Source organism: Enterobacter sp. C6 (assembly GCF_008122455.1).
GTDB classification, from domain to species: domain Bacteria; phylum Pseudomonadota; class Gammaproteobacteria; order Enterobacterales; family Enterobacteriaceae; genus Enterobacter; species Enterobacter pseudoroggenkampii.
Genome location: NZ_QPFW01000235.1, coordinates 24064 through 44771, shown reverse-complemented (window position 1 = coordinate 44771; position 20708 = coordinate 24064). Strand labels below are relative to the sequence as shown.

Annotated in this window: 18 protein-coding genes and 1 other annotated feature; of the genes, 7 read left to right on the top strand and 11 right to left on the bottom strand. The window is 55.7% G+C overall.

The features are described from left to right. Positions 1–31: 31 nt before the first annotated feature. The 9 genes from DOU50_RS16155 to DOU50_RS16115 all read right to left on the bottom strand — a co-directional run bounded on the left by DOU50_RS16155 (position 32) and on the right by DOU50_RS16115 (position 9401). A complete protein-coding gene (locus tag DOU50_RS16155; protein WP_045909745.1) occupies positions 32–1336 on the bottom strand; it encodes an inosine/guanosine kinase in 1305 nt (434 codons plus the stop codon). A gap of 62 nt (positions 1337–1398) precedes the next feature. Then, complete coding sequence (gene hemH, locus DOU50_RS16150; protein ID WP_032646187.1) at positions 1399–2361, bottom strand: ferrochelatase; 963 nt, start codon at positions 2359–2361, stop codon at positions 1399–1401. 125 nt (positions 2362–2486) lie between these two features. After that, positions 2487–3131, bottom strand: coding sequence for an adenylate kinase (adk, locus tag DOU50_RS16145; protein ID WP_006809841.1), 645 nt, complete (start codon positions 3129–3131; stop codon positions 2487–2489). A 195-nt stretch (positions 3132–3326) separates the two neighbouring features. Next, entirely contained in the window at positions 3327–5201 is a 1875-nt protein-coding gene (gene htpG / locus DOU50_RS16140; RefSeq protein WP_024906853.1) for a molecular chaperone HtpG, read from the bottom strand. A 110-nt stretch (positions 5202–5311) separates the two neighbouring features. After that, on the bottom strand, positions 5312–5917 hold the full coding sequence (recR, locus tag DOU50_RS16135) for a recombination mediator RecR (protein WP_008499298.1): 606 nt from the start codon (positions 5915–5917) through the stop codon (positions 5312–5314). Then, positions 5917–6249 (bottom strand): YbaB/EbfC family nucleoid-associated protein, encoded by a 333-nt coding sequence (locus DOU50_RS16130; RefSeq protein WP_003858972.1) that lies wholly within the window; start codon positions 6247–6249, stop codon positions 5917–5919. Before DOU50_RS16130 ends, recR begins: the two co-directional genes overlap by 1 nt. 54 nt (positions 6250–6303) lie before the next feature. Continuing rightward, a complete protein-coding gene (gene dnaX, locus DOU50_RS16125; protein WP_048030118.1) occupies positions 6304–8232 on the bottom strand; it encodes a DNA polymerase III subunit gamma/tau in 1929 nt (642 codons plus the stop codon). Next, positions 6910–6974, bottom strand: a sequence feature (DnaX frameshifting element). Its footprint overlaps the gene before it by 65 nt. 88 nt (positions 8233–8320) lie before the next feature. Beyond that, on the bottom strand, positions 8321–8872 hold the full coding sequence (apt, locus tag DOU50_RS16120) for an adenine phosphoribosyltransferase (protein WP_006176947.1): 552 nt from the start codon (positions 8870–8872) through the stop codon (positions 8321–8323). Positions 8873–9023: 151 nt separating this feature from the next. Continuing rightward, positions 9024–9401 carry a DUF454 family protein gene (locus tag DOU50_RS16115; RefSeq protein WP_090417986.1) on the bottom strand — a complete coding sequence of 126 codons (378 nt, stop codon included), beginning with the start codon at positions 9399–9401 and terminating at the stop codon, positions 9024–9026. A gap of 50 nt (positions 9402–9451) precedes the next feature. Here DOU50_RS16115 and priC point away from each other — a divergent pair, with 50 nt between their 5' ends. Both priC and rsmS read left to right on the top strand, forming a co-directional pair. Continuing rightward, a complete protein-coding gene (priC, locus tag DOU50_RS16110; protein ID WP_148769745.1) occupies positions 9452–9979 on the top strand; it encodes a primosomal replication protein N'' in 528 nt (175 codons plus the stop codon). A gap of 14 nt (positions 9980–9993) precedes the next feature. After that, positions 9994–10170 carry a pleiotropic regulatory protein RsmS gene (gene rsmS / locus DOU50_RS16105; protein WP_048991481.1) on the top strand — a complete coding sequence of 59 codons (177 nt, stop codon included), beginning with the start codon at positions 9994–9996 and terminating at the stop codon, positions 10168–10170. Position 10171: 1 nt separating this feature from the next. Here rsmS and mscK read toward each other — a convergent pair whose 3' ends face one another. Both mscK and acrR read right to left on the bottom strand, forming a co-directional pair. Continuing rightward, on the bottom strand, positions 10172–13519 hold the full coding sequence (gene mscK / locus DOU50_RS16100) for a mechanosensitive channel MscK (protein ID WP_048991483.1): 3348 nt from the start codon (positions 13517–13519) through the stop codon (positions 10172–10174). A gap of 113 nt (positions 13520–13632) precedes the next feature. Further along, a complete protein-coding gene (acrR, locus tag DOU50_RS16095) occupies positions 13633–14286 on the bottom strand; it encodes a multidrug efflux transporter transcriptional repressor AcrR (protein WP_024906848.1) in 654 nt (217 codons plus the stop codon). 140 nt (positions 14287–14426) lie between these two features. Between acrR and acrA the strand changes: the two genes are divergently transcribed. The 5 genes from acrA (at position 14427) to maa (ending at position 20676) form a co-directional block, all read left to right on the top strand. Next, positions 14427–15620 carry a multidrug efflux RND transporter periplasmic adaptor subunit AcrA gene (gene acrA / locus DOU50_RS16090; protein WP_048991485.1) on the top strand — a complete coding sequence of 398 codons (1194 nt, stop codon included), beginning with the start codon at positions 14427–14429 and terminating at the stop codon, positions 15618–15620. Positions 15621–15642: 22 nt separating this feature from the next. Beyond that, the gene (acrB, locus tag DOU50_RS16085) at positions 15643–18789 is read left to right on the top strand and encodes a multidrug efflux RND transporter permease subunit AcrB (protein ID WP_024906846.1); all 3147 of its coding nucleotides are present in this window, start codon (positions 15643–15645) and stop codon (positions 18787–18789) included. Between the two features lie 509 nt (positions 18790–19298). Beyond that, positions 19299–19673: an Hha toxicity modulator TomB gene (gene tomB, locus DOU50_RS16080; RefSeq protein WP_008499288.1), complete on the top strand. Its 375-nt coding sequence runs from the start codon at positions 19299–19301 to the stop codon at positions 19671–19673. 27 nt (positions 19674–19700) lie between these two features. Beyond that, entirely contained in the window at positions 19701–19919 is a 219-nt protein-coding gene (locus tag DOU50_RS16075) for an HHA domain-containing protein (protein WP_010428174.1), read from the top strand. Between the two features lie 205 nt (positions 19920–20124). Beyond that, entirely contained in the window at positions 20125–20676 is a 552-nt protein-coding gene (gene maa / locus DOU50_RS16070) for a maltose O-acetyltransferase (protein ID WP_090417995.1), read from the top strand. Positions 20677–20708 lie beyond the last annotated feature (32 nt).

Genomic DNA, 20708 nt, shown 5'->3' with positions numbered 1-20708 from the left:
AAAAAAGGCAACTTACGTTGCCTTTTTACATTTACCGATCCCAATACGCCTCTTCGAGGCTGTCTTCCCGTTCTGGCAGGCCACGCGTTAAGCGCGGTGAGTGCTGGTTCAGCACCTGATAGCTTACGCGGTTGGCGTACTTGCACACCTGCGCCAGCGACGAATAGGTCAGCCAGCTGAACTTATGCTTGCTGGAATTCGGCACGTTGGTTTTGTGGTAGGCATTGGCGGTAATGTCGTGCAGCAGCGCGGCCAGCGCGCCGTCGCCTGCGCCATTGGTGTTCATGATCTTCTCCGGACCGCCCATATATGGCGCGATGTGAGAGTAGATGCGCAGCGGGTTAATGCAATCTTTATAACGCATGCCGCGGCTGAACTCGTACTGGTTGAACTCGGCAATCGCGCCGGGCAGCAGCGGGTGCTGGGTTTTGCGTTTGCTCTCTTCCTCCGTGAAGCCGGCCATATACAGTCCGACAGGGCCCGCGGTGCAGAGCACCAGATCCACCCAGTCCAGCGCTTTATCGGACGCCAGCAGCGGATCGCTTTCGCCGGTCAGCGCTTCGGCCTCCTCTTCGTTCATCGCCAGAATCGAGACATGCTCTTTCAGGAACGCCTGCCACCACTCCGGGTTATCGGCAATCACGAATTTGGTGCCCAGCGTCAGAACGACCGGCACGTCGTACTTCTTCGCGTACTCAATCGCCTTCATGGTCGCTTCCGGCATCGGCTCGCCCGGCTTGCAGCGCACCAGGTAGGAGGTCAGCACCAGCGCCGAGGCGCCCGCAATCACCTCTTCGGGAATGCTTTCCGCGCGCAGCTTGTTCATATGCCCAGGACTGATGGCAAAGGTCCGCTCGCCGGATTCGCCGATCAGCGTAAAGCAGCGGCCAATCGGGCCGTCGACGCCCTGAAGATAGTTCAGATCGGTACGGCTGGAGGTGTTGCACAGATAGCGGTAAGCGTAGCCGCCGATTTCAATGTTGCTGCACATCACGCCGAGCAGTACCGAACGGTCGTCGGCCAGCACGGAGTAGTTGTGCATGGTATTGCCGATGGTACCGCCGGCGAACTGATGAGTAATCAGGTTTTCGCGCACCAGCTCCTGGTACAGCGCTTCGGCAACGTCATCCTCAATCACCAGCGAGTGCCCGGCGCTCAGACCGTAACGGGCGACAAACGCATCATCCACTTTCGCCTCAATGTCCACCAGCGTCTGATCGATACCGACGACCCACGCCGCGCTGGTTTCATTTTCTGGCTGGATTTGCTGCAGGAGCGGATCGCGGGCATCGACGGGGAAGTAGTGTTTGGATTTGCGTTTACCGGGAAATTTCATGGTCTGAACTGTACGAAGAATATGGGCCGGGAATGGTAGCACAAACCCGGCCCGGAGTGCGATCAGCGGCTGTTCGTCACCAGTGAGACCATCATGTCGATATGCTCAGGCGAGTCGTTAAGCGCCGGAATGTACTCGTACTTTTCGCCGCCAGCCTCCAGGAAAAATTCCCGGTTTTGCACCGCGATCTCCTCCAGCGTTTCCAGACAGTCTGCCGAGAAGCCCGGCGACATCACCTGAATATGCTTCACGCCCTTCTCACCGAGCATTTTGAGGGTTTCATCGGTGTACGGCGTCAACCACGGCTCGCGGCCGAAGCGCGACTGGAAGGTCATCATCACCTTCTCCGGCGGCAGGCCAAGGGCGGAGACCAGCTCGCGGGTGGTATCGCGACAGCGCTGCGGGTAATCATCACCCTCGTTAGCGAAACGCTGCGGGATCCCGTGATAGGAAAGCAGCAGCAGATCCGGCTCGCCGTGCTTTTCAAACGACGCGCGCGCGCTGTTGGCAAGCGCCTTGATGTAGAGCTCGTTATCCGCGTAGTCGCGAATAAAGGTCACACCCGGAATGCGGCGGCGGGTCGCCAGAATGCGGGCCAGCTCGTCCCAGACGGCAGCCACCGTCGAGCAGGAGTATTGCGGGTAGAGTGCCAACACGACGATATGGTCCACGCCCTGCGCCAGCAGGGATTCTACCGCGCTTTCCAGGGAGGGTTTGCCGTAGCTCATGCCGAGCGCGACGGGCATGTCCGGCAGGCGGGCGGCCAGCGCTTTTTCCTGACGGCGGCTGTAAACCATCAGCGGCGAGCCCTCTTCCATCCAGACGGACTGATAGAGTTTGGCGACGCGCGGAGAACGAATCGGCAGAATGACGCCACGCAGCAGAGGCCACCACAGCAGTCTCGGGAAATCCACGACGCGCGTGTCGCTTAAAAACTGTCGCAGGTAGCGTTTTACCGCGTCTGATGTAGGTGCTTCTGGGGTGCCCAGATTGGCAAGCAGGATGCCGGTTTTCGCCTGACTCATTCACGCCTCTTAACCATTTGATAGGTTGTCAATTGTAGCGGAAATGCGTTTAAACGAAACCCATTGCTGTAATAGGTAAGATGAGAATATTTCTCACCCGGAGGGCCCGGGTGAGAGAAATGCGATTAGCCGAGGATTTTTTCTAGCTCTGCACGTACGTCAGCCACGGCTTTGGTGCCGTCAACTTTAGCGTATTTGGTGTTACCCGCCTGCGCTTCTTTGGTGTAGTAGCCGATCAGCGGCGCGGTCATCTGATGGTATTCCACCAGGCGCTTGCGCACGGTCTCTTCCTGATCGTCTTTACGGGTGGTCAGCTCTTCGCCGGTCACGTCGTCTTTGCCTTCAACCTTAGGCGGGTTGAATTTGATGTGGTAAACGCGGCCAGAAGCAGCGTGTACGCGACGACCAACGATACGGTCAACGATCAGCTCGTCCGGTACGTCGAACTCCAGAACGTAGTCCACGTTGATGCCCGCTTCTTTCATGGCGTCAGCCTGAGGAATGGTGCGTGGGAAGCCGTCCAGCAGGAAACCGTTACGGCAGTCTTCCTGAGCAATGCGCTCTTTGACCAGAGCAATCACCAGCTCGTCGGTCACCAGCTTGCCTGCGTCCATGATGTCTTTCGCCTGTTTACCCAGCTCGGAGCCAGATTTAACAGCGGCGCGCAGCATATCACCGGTGGAGATTTGCGGAATACCGTATTTCTCCATGATGAACTGAGCCTGAGTTCCTTTACCCGCGCCCGGAGCGCCAAGCAGAATAATACGCATTGCGAAAATCCCCTCAAAAGTCGTTTCAATTTTTCAAAAGCGCTAAACAATACCACCAGAACGGGCATCGCTCAAGGAAGGCAGGAAGGCTGAAACGGTTAACGGGGGGAGATTATTTGGGAGGGTGCGGTCTGGTGCCCTCACCCCGGCCCTCTCCCACGGGGAGAGGGAGAAGACCAGGGGAGGCGTGGTCAATTACGCCAGCAGCAGCGCATTCACACGTTTAATGAACAGGTTAGGATCTTCCAGCGTGCCGCGCTCGGCCAGCAGGGACTGATCCAGCAGCAGTTCAACCCACTCGGCAAAGCGGGCGTCGTCCTGGGTATCCGCCGCGCGTTTCACCAGCGGATGATCCGGATTAAGCTCAAAGATATATTTCACTTCCGGCATCGCCTGGCCCGCCGCCGCGAACAGTTTCGCCATCTGAGTGCCCATTTCGTCGGCATCGGTGGTGACGATGGCTGGGGTGTCGGTCAGACGGTGCGTGAAACGCACCTCTTTCACACGGTCGCCCAGCAGGGTTTTCACGCGCTCAACGAACGGCTCCAGCGCCTTCTCAGCTTCTTTCGCGCTTTCGTCCACTTCATCCGCCAGCTTGTCGATGGACTCGTCGGCTTTGGCCACAGACTGGAAGGATTTACCGTCGAACTCGGTCAGGTAGTTCATCATCCACTCGTCGATGCGGTCAGAAAGCAGCAGCACTTCGATGCCTTTCTTGCGCAACAGCTCCAGGTGCGGGCTGCTCTTCGCCGCCGCGTAGCTGTCGGCGGTGATGTAGTAGATCTTCTCCTGCCCTTCTTTCATGCGGGAGACGTACTCTTCCAGCGACACGGTCTGCGCGGAGGAGTCGGTATGCGTTGAGGCGAAACGCAGCAGTTTGGCGATGGTTTCAACGTTCGCGGTGTCTTCTGCCGGGCCTTCTTTCAGCACCAGGCCGAACTGTTTCCAGAAGGTCTGATATTTTTCCGCATCGTCTTTCGCCAGTTTTTCCAGCATCTGCAGCGCACGTTTGGTCAGGGCGTTGCGCAAGTTACGGGTGACGGTGCTGTCCTGCAGAATTTCACGGGAGACGTTGAGCGGCAGATCGTTAGAATCGATCAGGCCGCGCACAAAGCGCAGGTAGTTCGGCATGAACTGCTCGGCGTCGTCCATGATAAAGACGCGCTGCACGTACAGCTTCAGACCGTGCTTGTGATCGCGGTTCCACATGTCCCACGGCGCCTGTGCCGGAATGTACAGCAGGCTGGTGTACTCCTGCTTACCTTCCACACGGTTGTGGCTCCAGGTCAGCGGGTCGGTAAAATCGTGGGCGATGTGCTTGTAGAATTCGTTGTACTCGTCGTCTTTAATTTCAGACTTGTTGCGCGTCCACAGCGCCTGCGCCTTGTTGATTTTCTCCCAGGAAACCACGGTTTCGCCGTCTTTCTCTTCCTGTTTTTCAATCTCGACCGGCAGGGCGATATGATCGGAATATTTGCTGATGATGGAGCGCACGCGCCAGTCGTTCAGGAAATCGTCTTCCCCTTCACGCAGGTGCAGGGTGATTTCGGTGCCGCGATCCGCTTTGGTGATGTCATCAACGGTGTATTCGCCTTCCCCTTTGGATTCCCACAGCACGCCGTTTTCAGCGCTGTCGCCCGCCGCACGGGTGCGCACGGTAACTTTGTCGGCCACGATAAACGCCGAGTAGAAACCGACACCGAACTGGCCGATGAGCTGGCTGTCTTTCGCCTGGTCCGAGCCCATGGACTCCAGGAACGCCTTAGTGCCGGATTTGGCGATGGTGCCGAGGTGGTCGATCACCTCGTCGCGGTTCATCCCGATGCCGTTATCGGCGATGGTCAGGGTGCGGTTCTCCTTATTGAACGAGACGCGCACGCGCAGCTCGCCGTCGCCTTCGTACAGATCCGGGTTAGACAGCGCGCGGAAGCGCAGCTTGTCCGCCGCATCGGATGCGTTGGAAATCAGCTCACGCAGGAAAATTTCTTTGTTGGAATACAGGGAATGGATCATCAGGTGCAGAAGCTGTTTTACTTCTGACTGGAAACCACGGGTTTCTTGTCCTTTCATCTATGTCGACCTCAACAATGCCATTTAATGGGGTTTTAAAACGTTGAGTGAGAGATGGGGATACGGGGGGAAATTTTCAAGCGGAGGCCGCGCGCGCAGCCTCCGTTTGGTCAGAAAATAATCTTGTGACGTCCGGCCAGAGAGTGCGACAGCGTGGTGCCGTCCACCATCTCCAGCTCGCCTCCGACCGGCACGCCATGGGCGATGCGGCTGGCGTCAACGCCGTACTGCGAGCACAGCTCGGCGATGTAGTTGGCGGTTGCCTCCCCTTCCACCGTCGGGTTGGTGGCGAGGATCACCTCTTTGATGGTTTCGGACTCAAGACGCTGTTCAAGGCGGTCAAGACCGATATCATCCGGACCAATACCGTCCAGCGGGGAGAGATGCCCCATCAGCACGAAGTAGCGGCCGGAAAACTGCCCGGTTTGTTCGATGGCGTAGATGTCCGCCGGACTCTCCACCACGCAAATCTGGCCGTTTTCCTGACGACGCGGGTTCGTACAGATGTTACACACGTCCTGCTCGGTAAAGGTACGGCAATCCGCACAGTGACCGATTTCTGACATGGCGCGGGTTAAAGCCTGCGCCAGGCGCATCCCGCCGCTGCGGTCGCGCTGCAATAGCGTAAACGCCATGCGCTGCGCCGACTTCGGGCCAACGCCCGGCAGGCAGCGCAGTGCTTCCATTAACTGCGTGAGCAGCGGACTGGTTTGCATCAGAACGGCATCTTGAAGCCAGGCGGCAGCTGCATGCCGCTGGACACGGAGGCCATTTTCTCTTTCTGGGTTTCGTCGATACGGCGAGCGGCATCGTTAAATGCGGCTGCAACCAGATCTTCCAGCATCTCTTTGTCGTCTTCGAGCAGGCTCGGGTCGATTTCAACGCGACGGCAGTTGTGCGCACCGTTGATGGTCACCTTGACCAGACCGGCACCGGATTCACCCGTGACTTCCAGCTGAGCGATCTCTTCCTGCATCTTCTGCATTTTTTCCTGCATCTGCTGAGCCTGCTTCATCAGGCCACCCAGACCGCCTTTTCCACCAAACATAGGCTTCTCTCTTCTTTCACGTTTAAGGATTACAACCGTAAGTCAGACTCACGATCAAATGGGGCGAATACTCTCTTCATCCAGATCGGCGTCGAAGAACCGGCGCAGGGTCTGAATGTTGTTATCCGCAATAATCGCCTCGCGCGCCTGCGCGAGCTTCTCTTCATAAATGGCCTGGCGCCACTCGAGCGGCGTTTTCACTGCCGGATTATCATCTTCAATGATAGTCAATTCAACCGGTGCCCCCTGTAAAGCGGCAAGCGCCTCGGCCAGCGCCTTTTGCGCGCCAGGGGAATTGAGGTGCCGCTGGCCCGGACGCAGGTGCAGACGCACCTGATTGCCGTCCTGCTCTTTCCAGGCGTTCAGCGCGACCTGTTCGACCAGCTTCGGCAGCTGGAGTTTGCTGACCTCGGCGGCCCAGGCATCGCGCGCAATGGACTCTTCGGCAAGCTTCGCGGAAAGCTCCGGCGTTTTTTCATGCTCCAGCGCCTTTTTCAGCGCTTTCGGCGTAGCCACCTCTTCCTTCACGGTTTCGGTGATGGTGGTTGCCTTCCAGCGGTAAGCCTCTTCTTTCACCGGGGCTTTCTGCTCGAGCGCGGACGGTGCCGGACGCGACTGTACGCGCTCCGTTACCGAGGCCAGTCGTTCAAGCGCGGCGTTGTTCACCGGCCGCGCTCTTCCTGGCGCTGCCGGTTCACTCTTTTTTGGTTTGGTTACTCCCTGGGCACGCTGCAGCTGGCTGCGCGCGGCAAGCACCGAACTGGTGGCATCCGACAGCGGTACGTTCTGCTGCGGTGGCGGCGTCGGCTGCGGCGGCACCTGCTGCGGCGACATCACCGCCGTGGGCGCGACCGGCGCGAAAGACTGTCGCGGCACTTCCGGCTCCGGCAGCGGCATGCGCGGGTGGAACGCCAGCGCGCGCAGCAGCGTCATTTCAACGCCCATACGCGGATCCGGCGCAAACGGTAGCTCTTTGCGGCCAATCAGCAGCGTCTGGTAATAAAGCTGGACGTCGGCAGGCGGCACGGTGCGGGCAAGCTCACGCATCCGCTGTTCAATGGCCGCCATATCCGCACCAATCGCGGAGGGAGAAAGTTGCAGCATCGCCACGCGGTGCAGCAGGCTGAGCATCTCAACCAGCAGCCCTTCCCACTCAATACCGCGGGCAGCGGCCGCGTTCACCTGCGACATCACGCGTTCGCCGTTAGCGGCAATCATCGCTTCGATAAGCGACAGCGCCTGATCGTCATCCAGCGTGCCGAGCATGGTGCTGACCGCCTCGGTGGAGAGCTTGCCGTCACCGCTGGCAATCGCCTGGTCGGTCAGGCTTAATGCATCACGCAGGCTGCCGTCCGCCGCGCGGGCCAGCAGCTGCAGGGCGCGCGGTTCGTGGACAATCTTCTCTTCATCAAGAATATGCTCAAGCTGCGCACGGATCTGCTCAACGTCCAGCGCCTTCAGGTGGAACTGCAGGCAGCGCGATAAAATCGTGACCGGCAGCTTTTGCGGATCGGTGGTCGCCAGCAGGAACTTCACGTGCGCGGGCGGCTCTTCCAGCGTCTTCAGCAGGGCGTTGAAGCTGTGGCGCGACAGCATGTGCACTTCATCGATCAGGTAGACCTTGAAGCGGCCGCGCGCCGGGGCGTACTGGACGTTGTCCAGCAGGTCGCGGGTATCTTCCACTTTGGTGCGCGAAGCGGCATCGATCTCGATCAGATCGACAAAACGCCCCTGCTCGATCTCCCGACAGTTATCACACACGCCGCACGGCGTGGCGGTGATCCCGGTTTCGCAATTGAGACCTTTTGCCAGCAAACGGGCAATAGAGGTCTTACCGACGCCGCGGGTGCCGGAAAAAAGATAGGCGTGATGGATGCGACCTAGCGACAAGCCGTTCGCCAGGGCCGTCAGCACATGTTCCTGACCGACAACGTCAGCAAAGGTTTGTGGTCGCCATTTACGGGCTAACACCTGATAACTCATGGGCAGGCTCTGCAACGCTGGAAGGTGAATTTATGGAGGGGAATGCTATCACAACCTCACCCATTGAGCGAGGTTGTGAAAACCGGGATTAGTGACCCGGGAAAGGCACCAGGCAATAGCTGGTAATACCCTGTTTTTCCAGGCGCTGTTCACCGCCGAGATCGAACAGGTTGATGATGAAGGCCGCGTCGGTCACTTCCCCACCCAGACGACGGATCAGCTTCACGGTCGCTTCAATGGTGCCGCCGGTTGCCAGCAGATCGTCGACCACCAGCACTTTGTCGCCCGGCTTGATCGCATCAACGTGGATCTCCAGCTGATCGGTGCCGTACTCCAGCTCGTAGCTTTCTGCGATGGTTTCACGCGGCAGCTTGCGCGGCTTACGCACCGGCACAAAACCCACGCCCATTGCCAGCGCAACCGGTGCGCCAAACAGGAAACCACGGGCTTCGGTACCTACTACTTTGGTGATCCCGGCGTTTTTATAACGCTCGACCAGCAGTTCAATGCTGAGCGCGTACGCTTTCGGGTCTTCCAGCAAGCTGGTGACATCACGGAAAAGAATGCCAGGCTTTGGATAGTCCTGGATGCTTTTGATGCTGTTTTTCAGATATTCAAGCTGCTGTGCAGTTGCGGTCATCGGTTTGTGCCTAAATAAAACAGTGTTACTCACAGCGCGCAACGAGTCGGCCAAGGCAACAATTGTTTAACCTTTGACCAGGCGCACCTGTGCTCGAAAACGGTCGAATTTACTGGCTGCGCGTGATAATTGCAACAGCCATGATGAGGCTTCAGTGCTTTTGTTGCTTTTCATCAACCACGGGGATCCGCCACATAAAGAAAAGCAGGCTGGTCAGGATCGCCAGCAGCAGAATACGTACCCACATCATTTTCACCAGCCATAATGAAATAGCGAAGGTGATGAGGATCACTGCGATCGCGCGCGGCTTCGCGCCGGGCGGCATGGCCCGGTGTTTTTGCCAGTGCCGCAGATAGCCGCCAAACCATGAGCGGTAGAGCAGCCAGTGGTGAAAACGCGGCGACGAGCGGGCGAAGCACCAGGCCGCCAGCAGGATAAATGGCGTGGTCGGCAGTAAGGGTAAAAACACACCCAGCGTGCCAAGCACTACCGCGAGCCAGCCAATGATGATTAAAATAGTACGCTTCATAATGCGAATCGTTATCAAACTGAACGGCTACTTTACCACTGGAGAGCGCCTTGAAAACAGCACTGCTTCTTGAGAGGCTGCAAAATCAGCTAATTGCTCTGCGGGAGCAGGCTACACCGCTAATGGGGCACGCCACGCTGAAGCCGCGCTTTGACCGACAGCTTTTTCGTACCCGCAGCACCGTCATTCAGGATTACCTGGCGGAAGCGCAGACGAATCTCGACGAGCTTCGCCATGCGGTTGAGAGTGAACAGCAGGAACAGGTGGCGTGGCTTGCGGCGCATCTCACCGAGCAGATCACCGCGCTGCATCGTGAAATCGCCGCCTGGCCGCTGCGCGCCTGGGACAGCGCCTCCCCGGGGCTCGGTAAATGGCAGCGCAAGCGGCTGGAGAACCAGGAGTTTGAACGCCGACTGTTTGAGATGAAGCGCGAACGCGAGGTGCGTCTGAACAACAGCGAAACGCTGGAAGAGCAGCAGCTATTGATGCGCGAGATTAGCGCGCTGGAAGGACGCATCGTCCGCTGCCGTCAGGCGCTGGATGAGATTGAGCGCGTCATTGAACGTTTGACCCGTTAACAGGAGCCACACCCATGTCACTGGAAAATGCACCCGATGAGGTCAAGCTGGCCGTCGATTTGATTATGCTGCTGGAGAATCATGAGATCCCCGCCGAAACGGTGCTTAAGGCACTGGAGATTGTACGGCGGGATTTTGAGGGGAAACTTCCCCCTCACTCTAACCCTCTCCCACAGGGAGAGGGAAAATAGATTAAGCCGGAGTCGGGTCGTCGCCCTTAATGTCGCGCTTCACTTCCGTATGCTCATCACCTTTCTCGTTACGCAGGTGAACCTCAAGCTGGTTGAAGGCGATATTAATATCGTTTTCACGGCACAGACGATCGATAGAACGGTTAAGTTCATCCACCGTGTAGCTGCGGTCACGCAGTTCACGCACGTATAAACGCAGCTCGTGATCCAGCGTACTCGGCCCAAAGGTGGTGAAGAAGACCGCCGGAGCCGGATCGTGCATCACTTTCGGATGCTCAGACGCCGCCTTCAGCAGCACCTCTTTCACCTTATCCAGATCCGATCCATAGGCCACGCCCAGGCGGATCACCACGCGCGTCACCGTATCCGATAGCGACCAGTTGATCAGACGCTCGGTCACGAACGCTTTGTTCGGGATGATCACCTCTTTGCGATCGAAGTCGGTGATGGTGGTGGCACGAATACGGATCTTGCTGACCGTACCGGAGAAGGTACCGATGGTAACGGTATCGCCGATACGTACCGGACGTTCGAACAGGATGATCAGGCCGGAGACAAAGTTACCGAAGATCTCCTGCAGGCCAAAACCAAGACCGACCGAGAGAGCGGCCGCCAGCCACTGCAGTTTATCCCACGAGACGCCAAGCGAACCAAAGACCGTCATCGCCCCAACAATAATGATCACGTAGTTGAGGATCGTCGTAATGGCGTAGGACGCCCCCTGGCGAAGATTCAGACGTGACAGGAGCAGCACTTCGAGCAGGCCTGGCAGGTTGCGGATCAGCGCCCAGGCCACCACCGACGACACCAGCGCAAACAGCAGGCTGCCCATGGTCACGCTTTTCATGACCGCCGCGCCCGCTTCGGTGCCGTTGTATTGCCAGAGGGTAATACTGTCGAGATAGGCGAAAACGGTAATAAGATCGGACCAGATAGCCCAGAACATCACCGCAAACAGGGCGATCATCACCAGCATGGTGATACGCAGCGTCTGCTGGTTAACCTGCTCCAGCGCGATGGTCGGCTCTTCCTGCGGCTCCGCACCTTCGGCCCCCTCTTTCACCTGATGCTGACGACGCGCAATGGCACGGCGATAGGCGATGCGGCGGGCCGCCACGCTCAGGCCGCGCAGTACGGTCTGATAGAGCAGGTTCCAGACGATCACCAGATAGACCGTTTCAATCCAGCGCCCGGACAGACGCAGCGTGGTATAGAAGTAGCCCGTTGCCGTCAGCACCATCAGCGCCAGCGGAATGATCGCCAGCACGGTCACGGTGGCCAGACGGATATTGTGGGACTCTTTATCACGCCAGCTGTCGCGGCACATCGGCCACATCAGGATCGCAATCAGCAGCAGGTTCAGCAGGATGACCAGCTGGCCCAGCACATCATCCATCAGATGCAGCGGGGAAAGCTCAGAAACAACCGACCAGAAGTGCAGCGGCAGGAGGGCCAGGCTGATGCGCACAATCTGGCGACGCCAGTGGCTGGTCAGCTGCGCAGGCATGTTGAAATGACGCACCGCCACGCCGTCTTTTTCCAGCACCTTCCAGCACACGCCAAACACCAGCCAGAACAGCGCCAGTTTTTTACTGAACGCCCACAGCAGATCGCTGACGTTGAGCTGCATGGTGAGCAGAATCAGGCCCACAGCCAGAATAATCAGGCACACCGGCAGGGCGCGAATGAGATCGATCAGAATCGCTTTTGGCGTATGAAGCTGGCTATCGTTACGCAGTTGCCCCACTTCGGAGGCCAGCTTCGCCTGGTATTTTTTCAGCCAGCCCAGACGCCAGCGGATCAGGCCAGCAATCAGCAGCAGCGGTAATCCCGCGAGCAAGGCAATCGTCACCGCAGGCCAGGCTTTCTCCCAGTTTACGGTGATCTTCATGCTCTTAATCTGCGTTTTCAGCGTCTCAGGGAAGGATTTAATCCAGTCCCAGTCCATCGGTTTGTTGCTGTTTACCCAGAAAATCTGCTGGGTCAGGATCTCCTGCAGACTTTTCGAGACGCTCACCAGCTGCTGCTGGTTGATTTGCAGGTTAATGGCCATCATCAGCTGGTTACCCAGCTGTTTGTTGAGCTGGTCCAGCAGCTCGCGACGCATATCGACGACCTGGAGCAGCGCGTCGTGCACTTCCGGGTTCACGTCGCTGGAATGGCCCTCTTCAATTTTGGCGACAAAGCTATCGCTCTGGAAAAGGGCATCGCGCTGCTGGTTGACGTCAAACTGTTCCAGACGCAAATCCGCGATGCGGTTGGTCATGTCTTCCAGCTCATCAGCGGACGGGAGCGTCTGCTGCTGCTGGTAGAGAATACGCGACAGCAGGAGGCTGCCCTTCAGGACCGCGATCTGCTCTTTGATGTTGCGCTCAGCCTGCAGCGCGCGATCCAGCCAGTTCTTCACTTTGATATTTTGCTGAACCAGTGAGTTACCCTTTTCCGTCGCCTGTATCAGGCGCTGGCTAAGCTGGTGGTTGGCGTCGAGCTCCTGTTTCACCAGTGGATTCGCCTGAATGCGGGCGGTCTCATCAGGCGATACGGCCTCCTGGGCGGTTTTTTCCGTCAGCGTCAGGCGCTTGCTGTTAACCGCCTCCTGCAACAGCTGAAGCTGGTGTTCAAGACGATTAATGTTGGCGGTGACGTAATCGCGCTGTTTTTGCAGGGTGTCCTGCAGCACCGTATTCCCTTCCAGACTTTTACGCTGCTGTTCGATTTGTGCATTGAGCAACGTCTGCTGAACCAGCAGCAGGGTTTGCTGGGTCGGGCGCAGCGTTCCCTCTCCCACCGTCGTGCCGTTCAGACGGTTGCGGATCTGCTGCAGCTGCTGAGACGCGGAGTACATCAAGTTTTGCACGCGTTCCGGCTGGGTTTGCAGGGAGACAAGCTGGCTGTTATAGGTCGCGAGGTCGGACTGCGCGGTTTGCAGGTCGTCGAGCAGTTGCGCGACGCGCGACTCCAGCTGACGTAAAGAGAGCGTCGAGAGCGTCTTGCGCGTTTCGGTATCGTTATCGACGTCGCTCAGGGCGTTCAGCGATTCCGTCGCCTTGCGCATGTTTTCAGGAGCCTGCGCCACCTTCTGACGAAGCTGGGCGGTATCGGCTTTGACGCGTTCAATTTTATCCAGCGTTTCCAGCGTTTCCGTCAGATCCTGCTGGATGAGCTTATCCTGAGGAGAGAGCTCTTTTTGTTTGTTCAGCGCGTCGAGCTGCGACTGAACATCGCCACGCGAGGGAATGTCATTGCTGTTATCGGCGCGGGCCCAGGTCAGCGGCGCCGTGGCAAAGAAAAACAGCATCGCAAAGAGCAATGCAAAAACAGGATGTTGCGAGCGATTGATGGGCAGCATAGTTGTGAATGATGTCAGAAGATGACCGAAAATAGTCCGGCGTGAAGAATATCACGCTCGCCGGAAGCAGAATAGCGCGAACGTGAGCCTCTGAGATAAATCCTGGAAATGACTCAGGCAGTTAGCGATGGCGCGTCGCTGCGCAGCGACGGGCAGAGCTGTAGCATTTCCAGTAAAATCGCCACGTAGCTGCGGGCTTCCTCTTTGAGGTCAAAGGATTGCGGGGCAAACAGCCAGTTTTCCATCAGACCTGAAATGTAGCCGCGCATCAGGATAGCCGCCCGGCGGGTCAAGAGATTGGCCGGTAACAGCTTTGCCTGCATACACAGGTTCAGGTTCAGTTCGATACGGTCATAGCTTTCGAGGCTGAGGCTGCGTTGCGCCTGTTGCACCACCGCCATTTCGCCCACGAACTCGCATTTATGATAAATTATTTCCATCATTAATCTGCGACGTTCTTCAACTACCGTCGCTTCAAGGATATATACTAATATTTCTCTCATTACTGAGAGTGGATCATCAGGGAATTTTGCCCGATACTCACTCTCGAGATCGCTAATGCTGGACTCTGAAAGCTCCCAGATTTCACCGAACAGATCTGACTTATCTTTAAAATGCCAGTAAATCGCTCCCCGCGTCACACCGGCAGCCTGAGCAATTTGTGCCAGCGAGGTTGACGAAACACCCTGCTGAGAGAACAAACGTATTGCCACATCCAGAATGTGTTGTCGGGTTTCCAGCGCTTGTTGTTTAGTTTTTCGTGCCATAGGTGGGTGAATTTACAGGAGTCAGATTTACATACATTTGTGAATGTATGTACCATAGCATGACGATAATATAAACGCAGCAACGGGTTTTAGACTCAGGACCCTTGATCAATTTGAAATCGGACACTCGAGGTTTACATATGAACAAAAACAGAGGGTTAACGCCTCTGGCAGTCGTTCTGATGCTCTCAGGCAGCTTAGCGCTAACAGGATGTGACGACAAACCAGCTCAACAAGGAGCTCAGCAGGCGCCAGAAGTAGGCGTCGTGACGCTCAAATCTGAACCTCTACAAATCACCACCGAGTTACCAGGCCGTACAAATGCTTACCGCATTGCGGAAGTGCGTCCTCAGGTTAGTGGCATTATCCTGAAACGTAACTTCACCGAAGGCGGTGATGTGAAGGCCGGTGAGTCTCTGTATCAGATTGATCCCGCAACCTATCAGGCAAATTATGAAAGCGCGAAAGGCGACCTGGCGAAAGCACAGGCCGCAGCCAAAATTGCCCAGCTGACGGTGAATCGTTATCAAAAACTGCTCGGTACCAAGTACATCAGCCAACAGGATTACGATACCGCCCTGGCAGATGCGCAGCAGGCTAACGCAGCCGTAGTGGCAGCCAAAGCGGCGGTCGAAACCGCGCGCATCAACCTGGCCTATACCAAAGTGACCTCCCCTATCAATGGTCGTATTGGTAAGTCTTCCGTCACGGAAGGGGCACTGGTGCAGAACGGTCAGACCACCGCGCTGGCGACCGTGCAGCAGCTTGATCCGATCTACGTTGACGTGACGCAGTCCAGCAATGATTTCCTACGCCTGAAACAGGAGCTGGCTAACGGCACCCTGAAACAGGAAAACGGCAAAGCCAAAGTGGAGCTGATTACCAACGACGGTATCAAGTTCCCGCAGGAAGGTACGCTGGAATTCTCTGACGTGACGGTCGACCAGACCACCGGTTCCATCACCTTACGTGCGATTTTCCCGAACCCTGACAAAAACCTGCTGCCAGGTATGTTCGTTCGCGCGCGTCTGGAAGAAGGAACGAATCCAACCGCCCTTCTGGTTCCACAGCAGGGTGTGACCCGAACGCCACGCGGCGATGCGAGCGCACTGGTTGTAGGTGCAGATGACAAAGTCGAAACGCGCAATATCACCGCCACCCAGGCGATTGGCGATAAATGGCTGGTGACGGAAGGTCTGAAAGATGGCGATCGCGTGATTGTTTCTGGTTTGCAAAAAGTTCGTCCTGGCGCGCAGGTTAAAGCACAGGAAGTGAAATCTGACGATAAACAACAAGCTTCGGCCGCTGGCCAGTCAGAACAAACCAAGTCTTAACTTAAACAGGAGCCGTTAAGACATGCCTAATTTCTTTATCGATCGCCCCATATTTGCGTGGGTGATCGCCATTATCATCATGCTGGCCGGGGGACTTGCGATCCTGAAGCTGCCTGTCGCGCAATATCCAACGATTGCGCCACCGGCGGTGACCATCTCCGCAACCTACCCTGGGGCTGATGCGAAAACGGTGCAGGACACCGTCACTCAGGTTATCGAACAGAACATGAACGGTATCGATAACCTGATGTACATGTCCTCAAACAGTGACTCTACCGGTACAGTTCAGATCACCCTGACCTTCCAGTCAGGTACGGATGCTGACATTGCGCAGGTTCAGGTGCAGAACAAACTGCAGCTGGCGATGCCTTTGCTGCCGCAGGAAGTACAACAGCAGGGTGTGAGCGTCGAGAAATCGTCCAGCAGCTTCCTGATGGTTGTCGGCGTTATCAACACCAACGGCACCATGACGCAGGAGGATATTTCCGACTACGTGGGTGCCAATATGAAGGACGCCATCAGCCGTACTTCCGGTGTGGGTGACGTTCAGCTGTTCGGTTCACAGTACGCGATGCGTATATGGATGGATCCGAACAAACTGAACAACTTCCAGCTGACCCCCGTTGACGTGATCAATGCGATTAAAGCTCAGAACGCCCAGGTGGCAGCCGGTCAGCTAGGCGGTACGCCGCCGGTGAAAGGCCAGCAGCTTAACGCCTCGATCATCGCACAGACCCGTCTGACCTCTGCCGATGAGTTCAGCAAAATTCTGCTGAAAGTGAATCAGGACGGTTCCCAGGTTCGCCTGCGCGACGTGGCTAAGGTCGAGCTGGGCGGTGAGAACTACGACATCATCGCGAAGTTCAACGGTAAACCGGCTTCCGGTCTGGGTATCAAACTGGCGACAGGGGCTAACGCCCTGGACACCGCCACGGCGATCCGCGCAGAGCTGAAGAAGATGGAACCGTTCTTCCCGTCAGGTCTGAAAATCGTTTACCCGTACGACACCACGCCGTTCGTCAAAATTTCGATTCACGAAGTGGTTAAAACGCTGGTAGAAGCGATCATCCTGGTGTTCCTGGTGATGTACCTGTTCCTGCAAAACTTCCGCGCGACGCTTATCCCAACGATTGCCGTGCCGGTTGTTCTGCTCGGGACCTTTGCGATCCTGTCGATATTTGGCTACTCGATAAACACCCTGACGATGTTCGGGATGGTGCTCGCCATCGGCCTGCTGGTGGATGATGCCATCGTCGTGGTAGAGAACGTCGAGCGCGTGATGGCGGAAGAAGGTCTACCGCCGAAGGAAGCGACCCGTAAATCAATGGGTCAGATCCAGGGCGCGCTGGTCGGTATCGCGATGGTGCTGTCTGCGGTATTTATCCCGATGGCTTTCTTCGGGGGCTCTACCGGTGCGATTTACCGTCAGTTCTCAATTACCATCGTTTCCGCGATGGCGCTGTCGGTGCTGGTCGCGTTGATCCTGACGCCTGCGCTGTGTGCCACCATGCTGAAGCCGATTCAGAAAGGCGGTCACGGCGAGCATAAAGGGTTCTTCGGCTGGTTTAACCGCATGTTTGACAAGAGCACGCACCACTACACCGACAGCGTGGGCAACATCCTGCGCAGCACCGGTCGTTACCTGCTGCTCTATATCATCATCGTGGTGGGGATGGCGTTCCTGTTCGTTCGTCTGCCAAGCTCGTTCCTGCCGGATGAAGACCAGGGCGTGTTCCTGACAATGGCACAGCTTCCTGCGGGTGCGTCGCAAGAGCGTACCCAGAAAGTGCTGGATGAAGTGACGGACTACTACCTCACCAAAGAGAAAGACAACGTTGAATCCGTGTTTGCGGTTAACGGCTTTGGCTTTGCGGGTCGTGGTCAGAACACAGGTATTGCCTTCGTTTCTCTGAAAGACTGGTCTGAACGTCCGGGCGAAAAGAACAAGGTTGAAGCCATCACCGGCCGTGCAATGGGCACCTTCTCACAGATTAAAGATGCGATGGTCTTCGCCTTTAACCTGCCAGCGATTGTTGAACTGGGTACCGCGACCGGCTTCGACTTCCAGCTGATTGACCAGGGCGGTCTGGGTCACGAAAAACTGACGCAGGCACGTAACCAGCTGTTTGGCGAAGTGGCTAAGCACCCTGACCTGCTGGTCGGCGTGCGTCCAAACGGCCTGGAAGATACGCCGCAGTATAAAATCGACATCGACCAGGAGAAAGCCCAGGCGCTGGGCGTATCCATCAGTGACATTAATACCACGCTGGGCGCCGCCTGGGGCGGTAGCTACGTTAACGACTTCATCGACCGTGGCCGCGTGAAGAAAGTGTACGTGATGTCAGAGGCGCAATACCGTATGTTGCCAAACGATATCAACAGCTGGTTCGTGCGCGGCAGCAATGGTCAGATGGTACCGTTCTCGGCGTTCTCAACGTCACGCTGGGAATACGGTTCGCCGCGTCTGGAACGCTATAACGGTCTGCCATCGATGGAAATCCTGGGTCAGGCCGCGCCGGGCCGAAGCACCGGTGAAGCCATGAATCTGATGGAAGAGCTGGCGAGTAAACTGCCTTCGGGTATCGGCTACGACTGGACCGGTATGTCCTATCAGGAACGTCTGTCCGGAAACCAGGCCCCTGCCCTGTACGCGATTTCACTGATCGTCGTCTTCCTGTGTCTGGCAGCGCTGTACGAGAGCTGGTCAATTCCGTTCTCCGTTATGCTGGTGGTACCGCTTGGGGTTATCGGTGCGCTGCTTGCGGCAACGTTCCGCGGACTGACCAACGACGTGTACTTCCAGGTAGGCCTGCTGACAACCATTGGCTTGTCGGCGAAGAACGCGATACTTATCGTTGAATTCGCCAAAGATCTGATGGAGAAAGAAGGTAAAGGCCTTATTGAGGCGACGCTTGAGGCTGTTCGTATGCGTCTGCGCCCAATCCTGATGACATCACTGGCGTTTATCCTCGGCGTACTGCCGCTGGTTATCAGTTCCGGTGCTGGCTCCGGTGCGCAGAACGCGGTCGGTACAGGCGTTATGGGTGGTATGGTTACCGCAACCGTACTCGCTATCTTCTTCGTACCGGTGTTCTTCGTGGTGGTTCGCCGCCGCTTCAGCCGGAAGAATGAGGATATTGAACACACGCATTCGGTAGAACCTCACTGATACCGGTTTCACATGATAAAAAGGCCGCATTAGCGGCCTTTTTCATTTTCAGAAAAAATCATAAATTACGCTTATTGTGGTTCTATTTATTTTCTGCCATCTTAAATAGACATATCATAATTAACTGATAACTTAATCGGTGAATTCAGGATTTTTTTAATTTCATTTCTCCGCTTAAGTTATTAGGAATATTCCTAATAAGAAGTTCTTACAAAGATAAGTCTGAATCTGAACTTTTCTCATCATTTTGCTAAGCCGATGAAACGTAAGGAAGCGATAAAGCACCCTCGTTAATTTGGATAAAAAGTTGAGTCCGGGATGACCATTTGCGTACTTGCTCGCATGTCTGCGGTTTTATTTGTAATTTTTCGTAATCGCGCGATGAAATCCAGGAAGGAGTGGCTTATAGTTAGGTTATCAGGAACACAGCACTCATGTAGCTAAGTCAGTTGTATCCATCCCGACAATGATGTTCGGTGAGTAAGAAATCACTCAGAAGGGGATGCGCTATGGACGAGTACTCGCCAAAAAGGCATGATATCGCGCAGTTGAAATTTCTCTGCGAATCCTTGTACCATGACTGCCTTGCCAACCTTGATGAAAGCAACCATGGCTGGGTAAACGACCCAACGTCTGCTATCAATTTACAGTTGAATGAGCTGATAGAGCATATCGCAACCTTCGCACTTAATTATAAAATTAAGTACAATGAAGATAATAAGCTCATTGAGCAAATTGATGAATACCTGGACGACACCTTTATGTTGTTCAGCAGTTACGGCATTAACGCCCAGGATTTGCAAAAATGGCGTAAATCGGGGAACCGGCTATTCCGCTGTTTCGTCAACGTGAGCAGAGCTAACCCGGTTAGTCTTTCCTGTTAAAATTATTACAATTACTAAGGTGAATTTATGTCTGATAAACCACTCACAAAAGTCGATTATTTGATGCGCTTACGACGTTGTCAGTCAATTGACACGCTTGAGCGCGTCATTGAAAAGAATAAATACGAGCTTTCGGATAATGAGCTGGCGGTATTTTATTCAGCCGCTGACCATCGTCTTGCCGAGCTGACAATGAATAAGCTGTATGACAAAATCCCTACTTCTGTGTGGAAATTTGTCCGTTAATCTTTGAAGGGTGTCTGTAGAGTTCTACGCCTCGTTCTCAGTTTTTACCTATCCCGTTATACTCCCTGTGCCCAGGCCAGGTCTCCGTGTAAAACGTGTTTTTCAGCAGCAATGTTGTGACGCCAGTCACATCGGCTTTTCGGGAACGTTCCCCTCCTGGCCTGTTCAGATTACCCTGCGGTAATCACATCCAGCGAGGTTTCCAATGAGCTTAGAAAAACAGAAGATGATTGCCGGTGAACATTATCGTCCCGGCGATGAGACGTTACGGGCCGACCGACTGCGAGCCCGCCATCTGGTCTATCGCTATAACCACACCGCACCTGATGAAAAAACAGAACGCCAGAACATTCTGGCGGAACTTCTGGGACAAAGCGAAGGCGCTTATATAGAACCGAGCTTCCGCTGCGACTATGGATATAACATTTATCTGGGCAAAAACTTTTACGCTAACTTCGACTGTGTAATGCTGGATGTCTGCCCTGTTCATATTGGCGATAACTGCATGCTCGCGCCGGGTGTTCATATTTATACGGCAACCCACCCGCTGGATGCGGAGGAACGCAATAGCGGCGTGGAGTTTGGAAAACCTGTCAGCATTGGCGATAACGTCTGGATTGGTGGCCGGGCGGTCATTAACCCTGGCGTCACCATTGGTGATAATGTCGTGGTGGCCTCCGGCGCCGTCGTGACGAAAGACGTCCCGGCTAACGTCGTCGTTGGCGGCAACCCGGCCAAAATCATTAAAACGCTGTGAGGTTACGGGGAGCCAACTGTTATGGTCTTTTA

Bases quoted from the DNA above. Each gene is read 5' to 3' on its own strand.
- DOU50_RS16155 (WP_045909745.1), bottom strand. From the start codon at position 1,336: ATGAAATTTCCCGGTAAACGCAAATCCAAACACTACTTCCCCGTCGAT.
- hemH (WP_032646187.1), bottom strand. From the start codon at position 2,361: ATGAGTCAGGCGAAAACCGGCATCCTGCTTGCCAATCTGGGCACCCCA.
- adk (WP_006809841.1), bottom strand. From the start codon at position 3,131: ATGCGTATTATTCTGCTTGGCGCTCCGGGCGCGGGTAAAGGAACTCAG.
- htpG (WP_024906853.1), bottom strand. From the start codon at position 5,201: ATGAAAGGACAAGAAACCCGTGGTTTCCAGTCAGAAGTAAAACAGCTT.
- recR (WP_008499298.1), bottom strand. From the start codon at position 5,917: ATGCAAACCAGTCCGCTGCTCACGCAGTTAATGGAAGCACTGCGCTGC.
- DOU50_RS16130 (WP_003858972.1), bottom strand. From the start codon at position 6,249: ATGTTTGGTGGAAAAGGCGGTCTGGGTGGCCTGATGAAGCAGGCTCAG.
- dnaX (WP_048030118.1), bottom strand. From the start codon at position 8,232: ATGAGTTATCAGGTGTTAGCCCGTAAATGGCGACCACAAACCTTTGCT.
- apt (WP_006176947.1), bottom strand. From the start codon at position 8,872: ATGACCGCAACTGCACAGCAGCTTGAATATCTGAAAAACAGCATCAAA.
- DOU50_RS16115 (WP_090417986.1), bottom strand. From the start codon at position 9,401: ATGAAGCGTACTATTTTAATCATCATTGGCTGGCTCGCGGTAGTGCTT.
- rsmS (WP_048991481.1), top strand. From the start codon at position 9,994: ATGTCACTGGAAAATGCACCCGATGAGGTCAAGCTGGCCGTCGATTTG.
- mscK (WP_048991483.1), bottom strand. From the start codon at position 13,519: ATGCTGCCCATCAATCGCTCGCAACATCCTGTTTTTGCATTGCTCTTT.
- acrR (WP_024906848.1), bottom strand. From the start codon at position 14,286: ATGGCACGAAAAACTAAACAACAAGCGCTGGAAACCCGACAACACATT.
- acrA (WP_048991485.1), top strand. From the start codon at position 14,427: ATGAACAAAAACAGAGGGTTAACGCCTCTGGCAGTCGTTCTGATGCTC.
- acrB (WP_024906846.1), top strand. From the start codon at position 15,643: ATGCCTAATTTCTTTATCGATCGCCCCATATTTGCGTGGGTGATCGCC.
- tomB (WP_008499288.1), top strand. From the start codon at position 19,299: ATGGACGAGTACTCGCCAAAAAGGCATGATATCGCGCAGTTGAAATTT.
- DOU50_RS16075 (WP_010428174.1), top strand. From the start codon at position 19,701: ATGTCTGATAAACCACTCACAAAAGTCGATTATTTGATGCGCTTACGA.
- maa (WP_090417995.1), top strand. From the start codon at position 20,125: ATGAGCTTAGAAAAACAGAAGATGATTGCCGGTGAACATTATCGTCCC.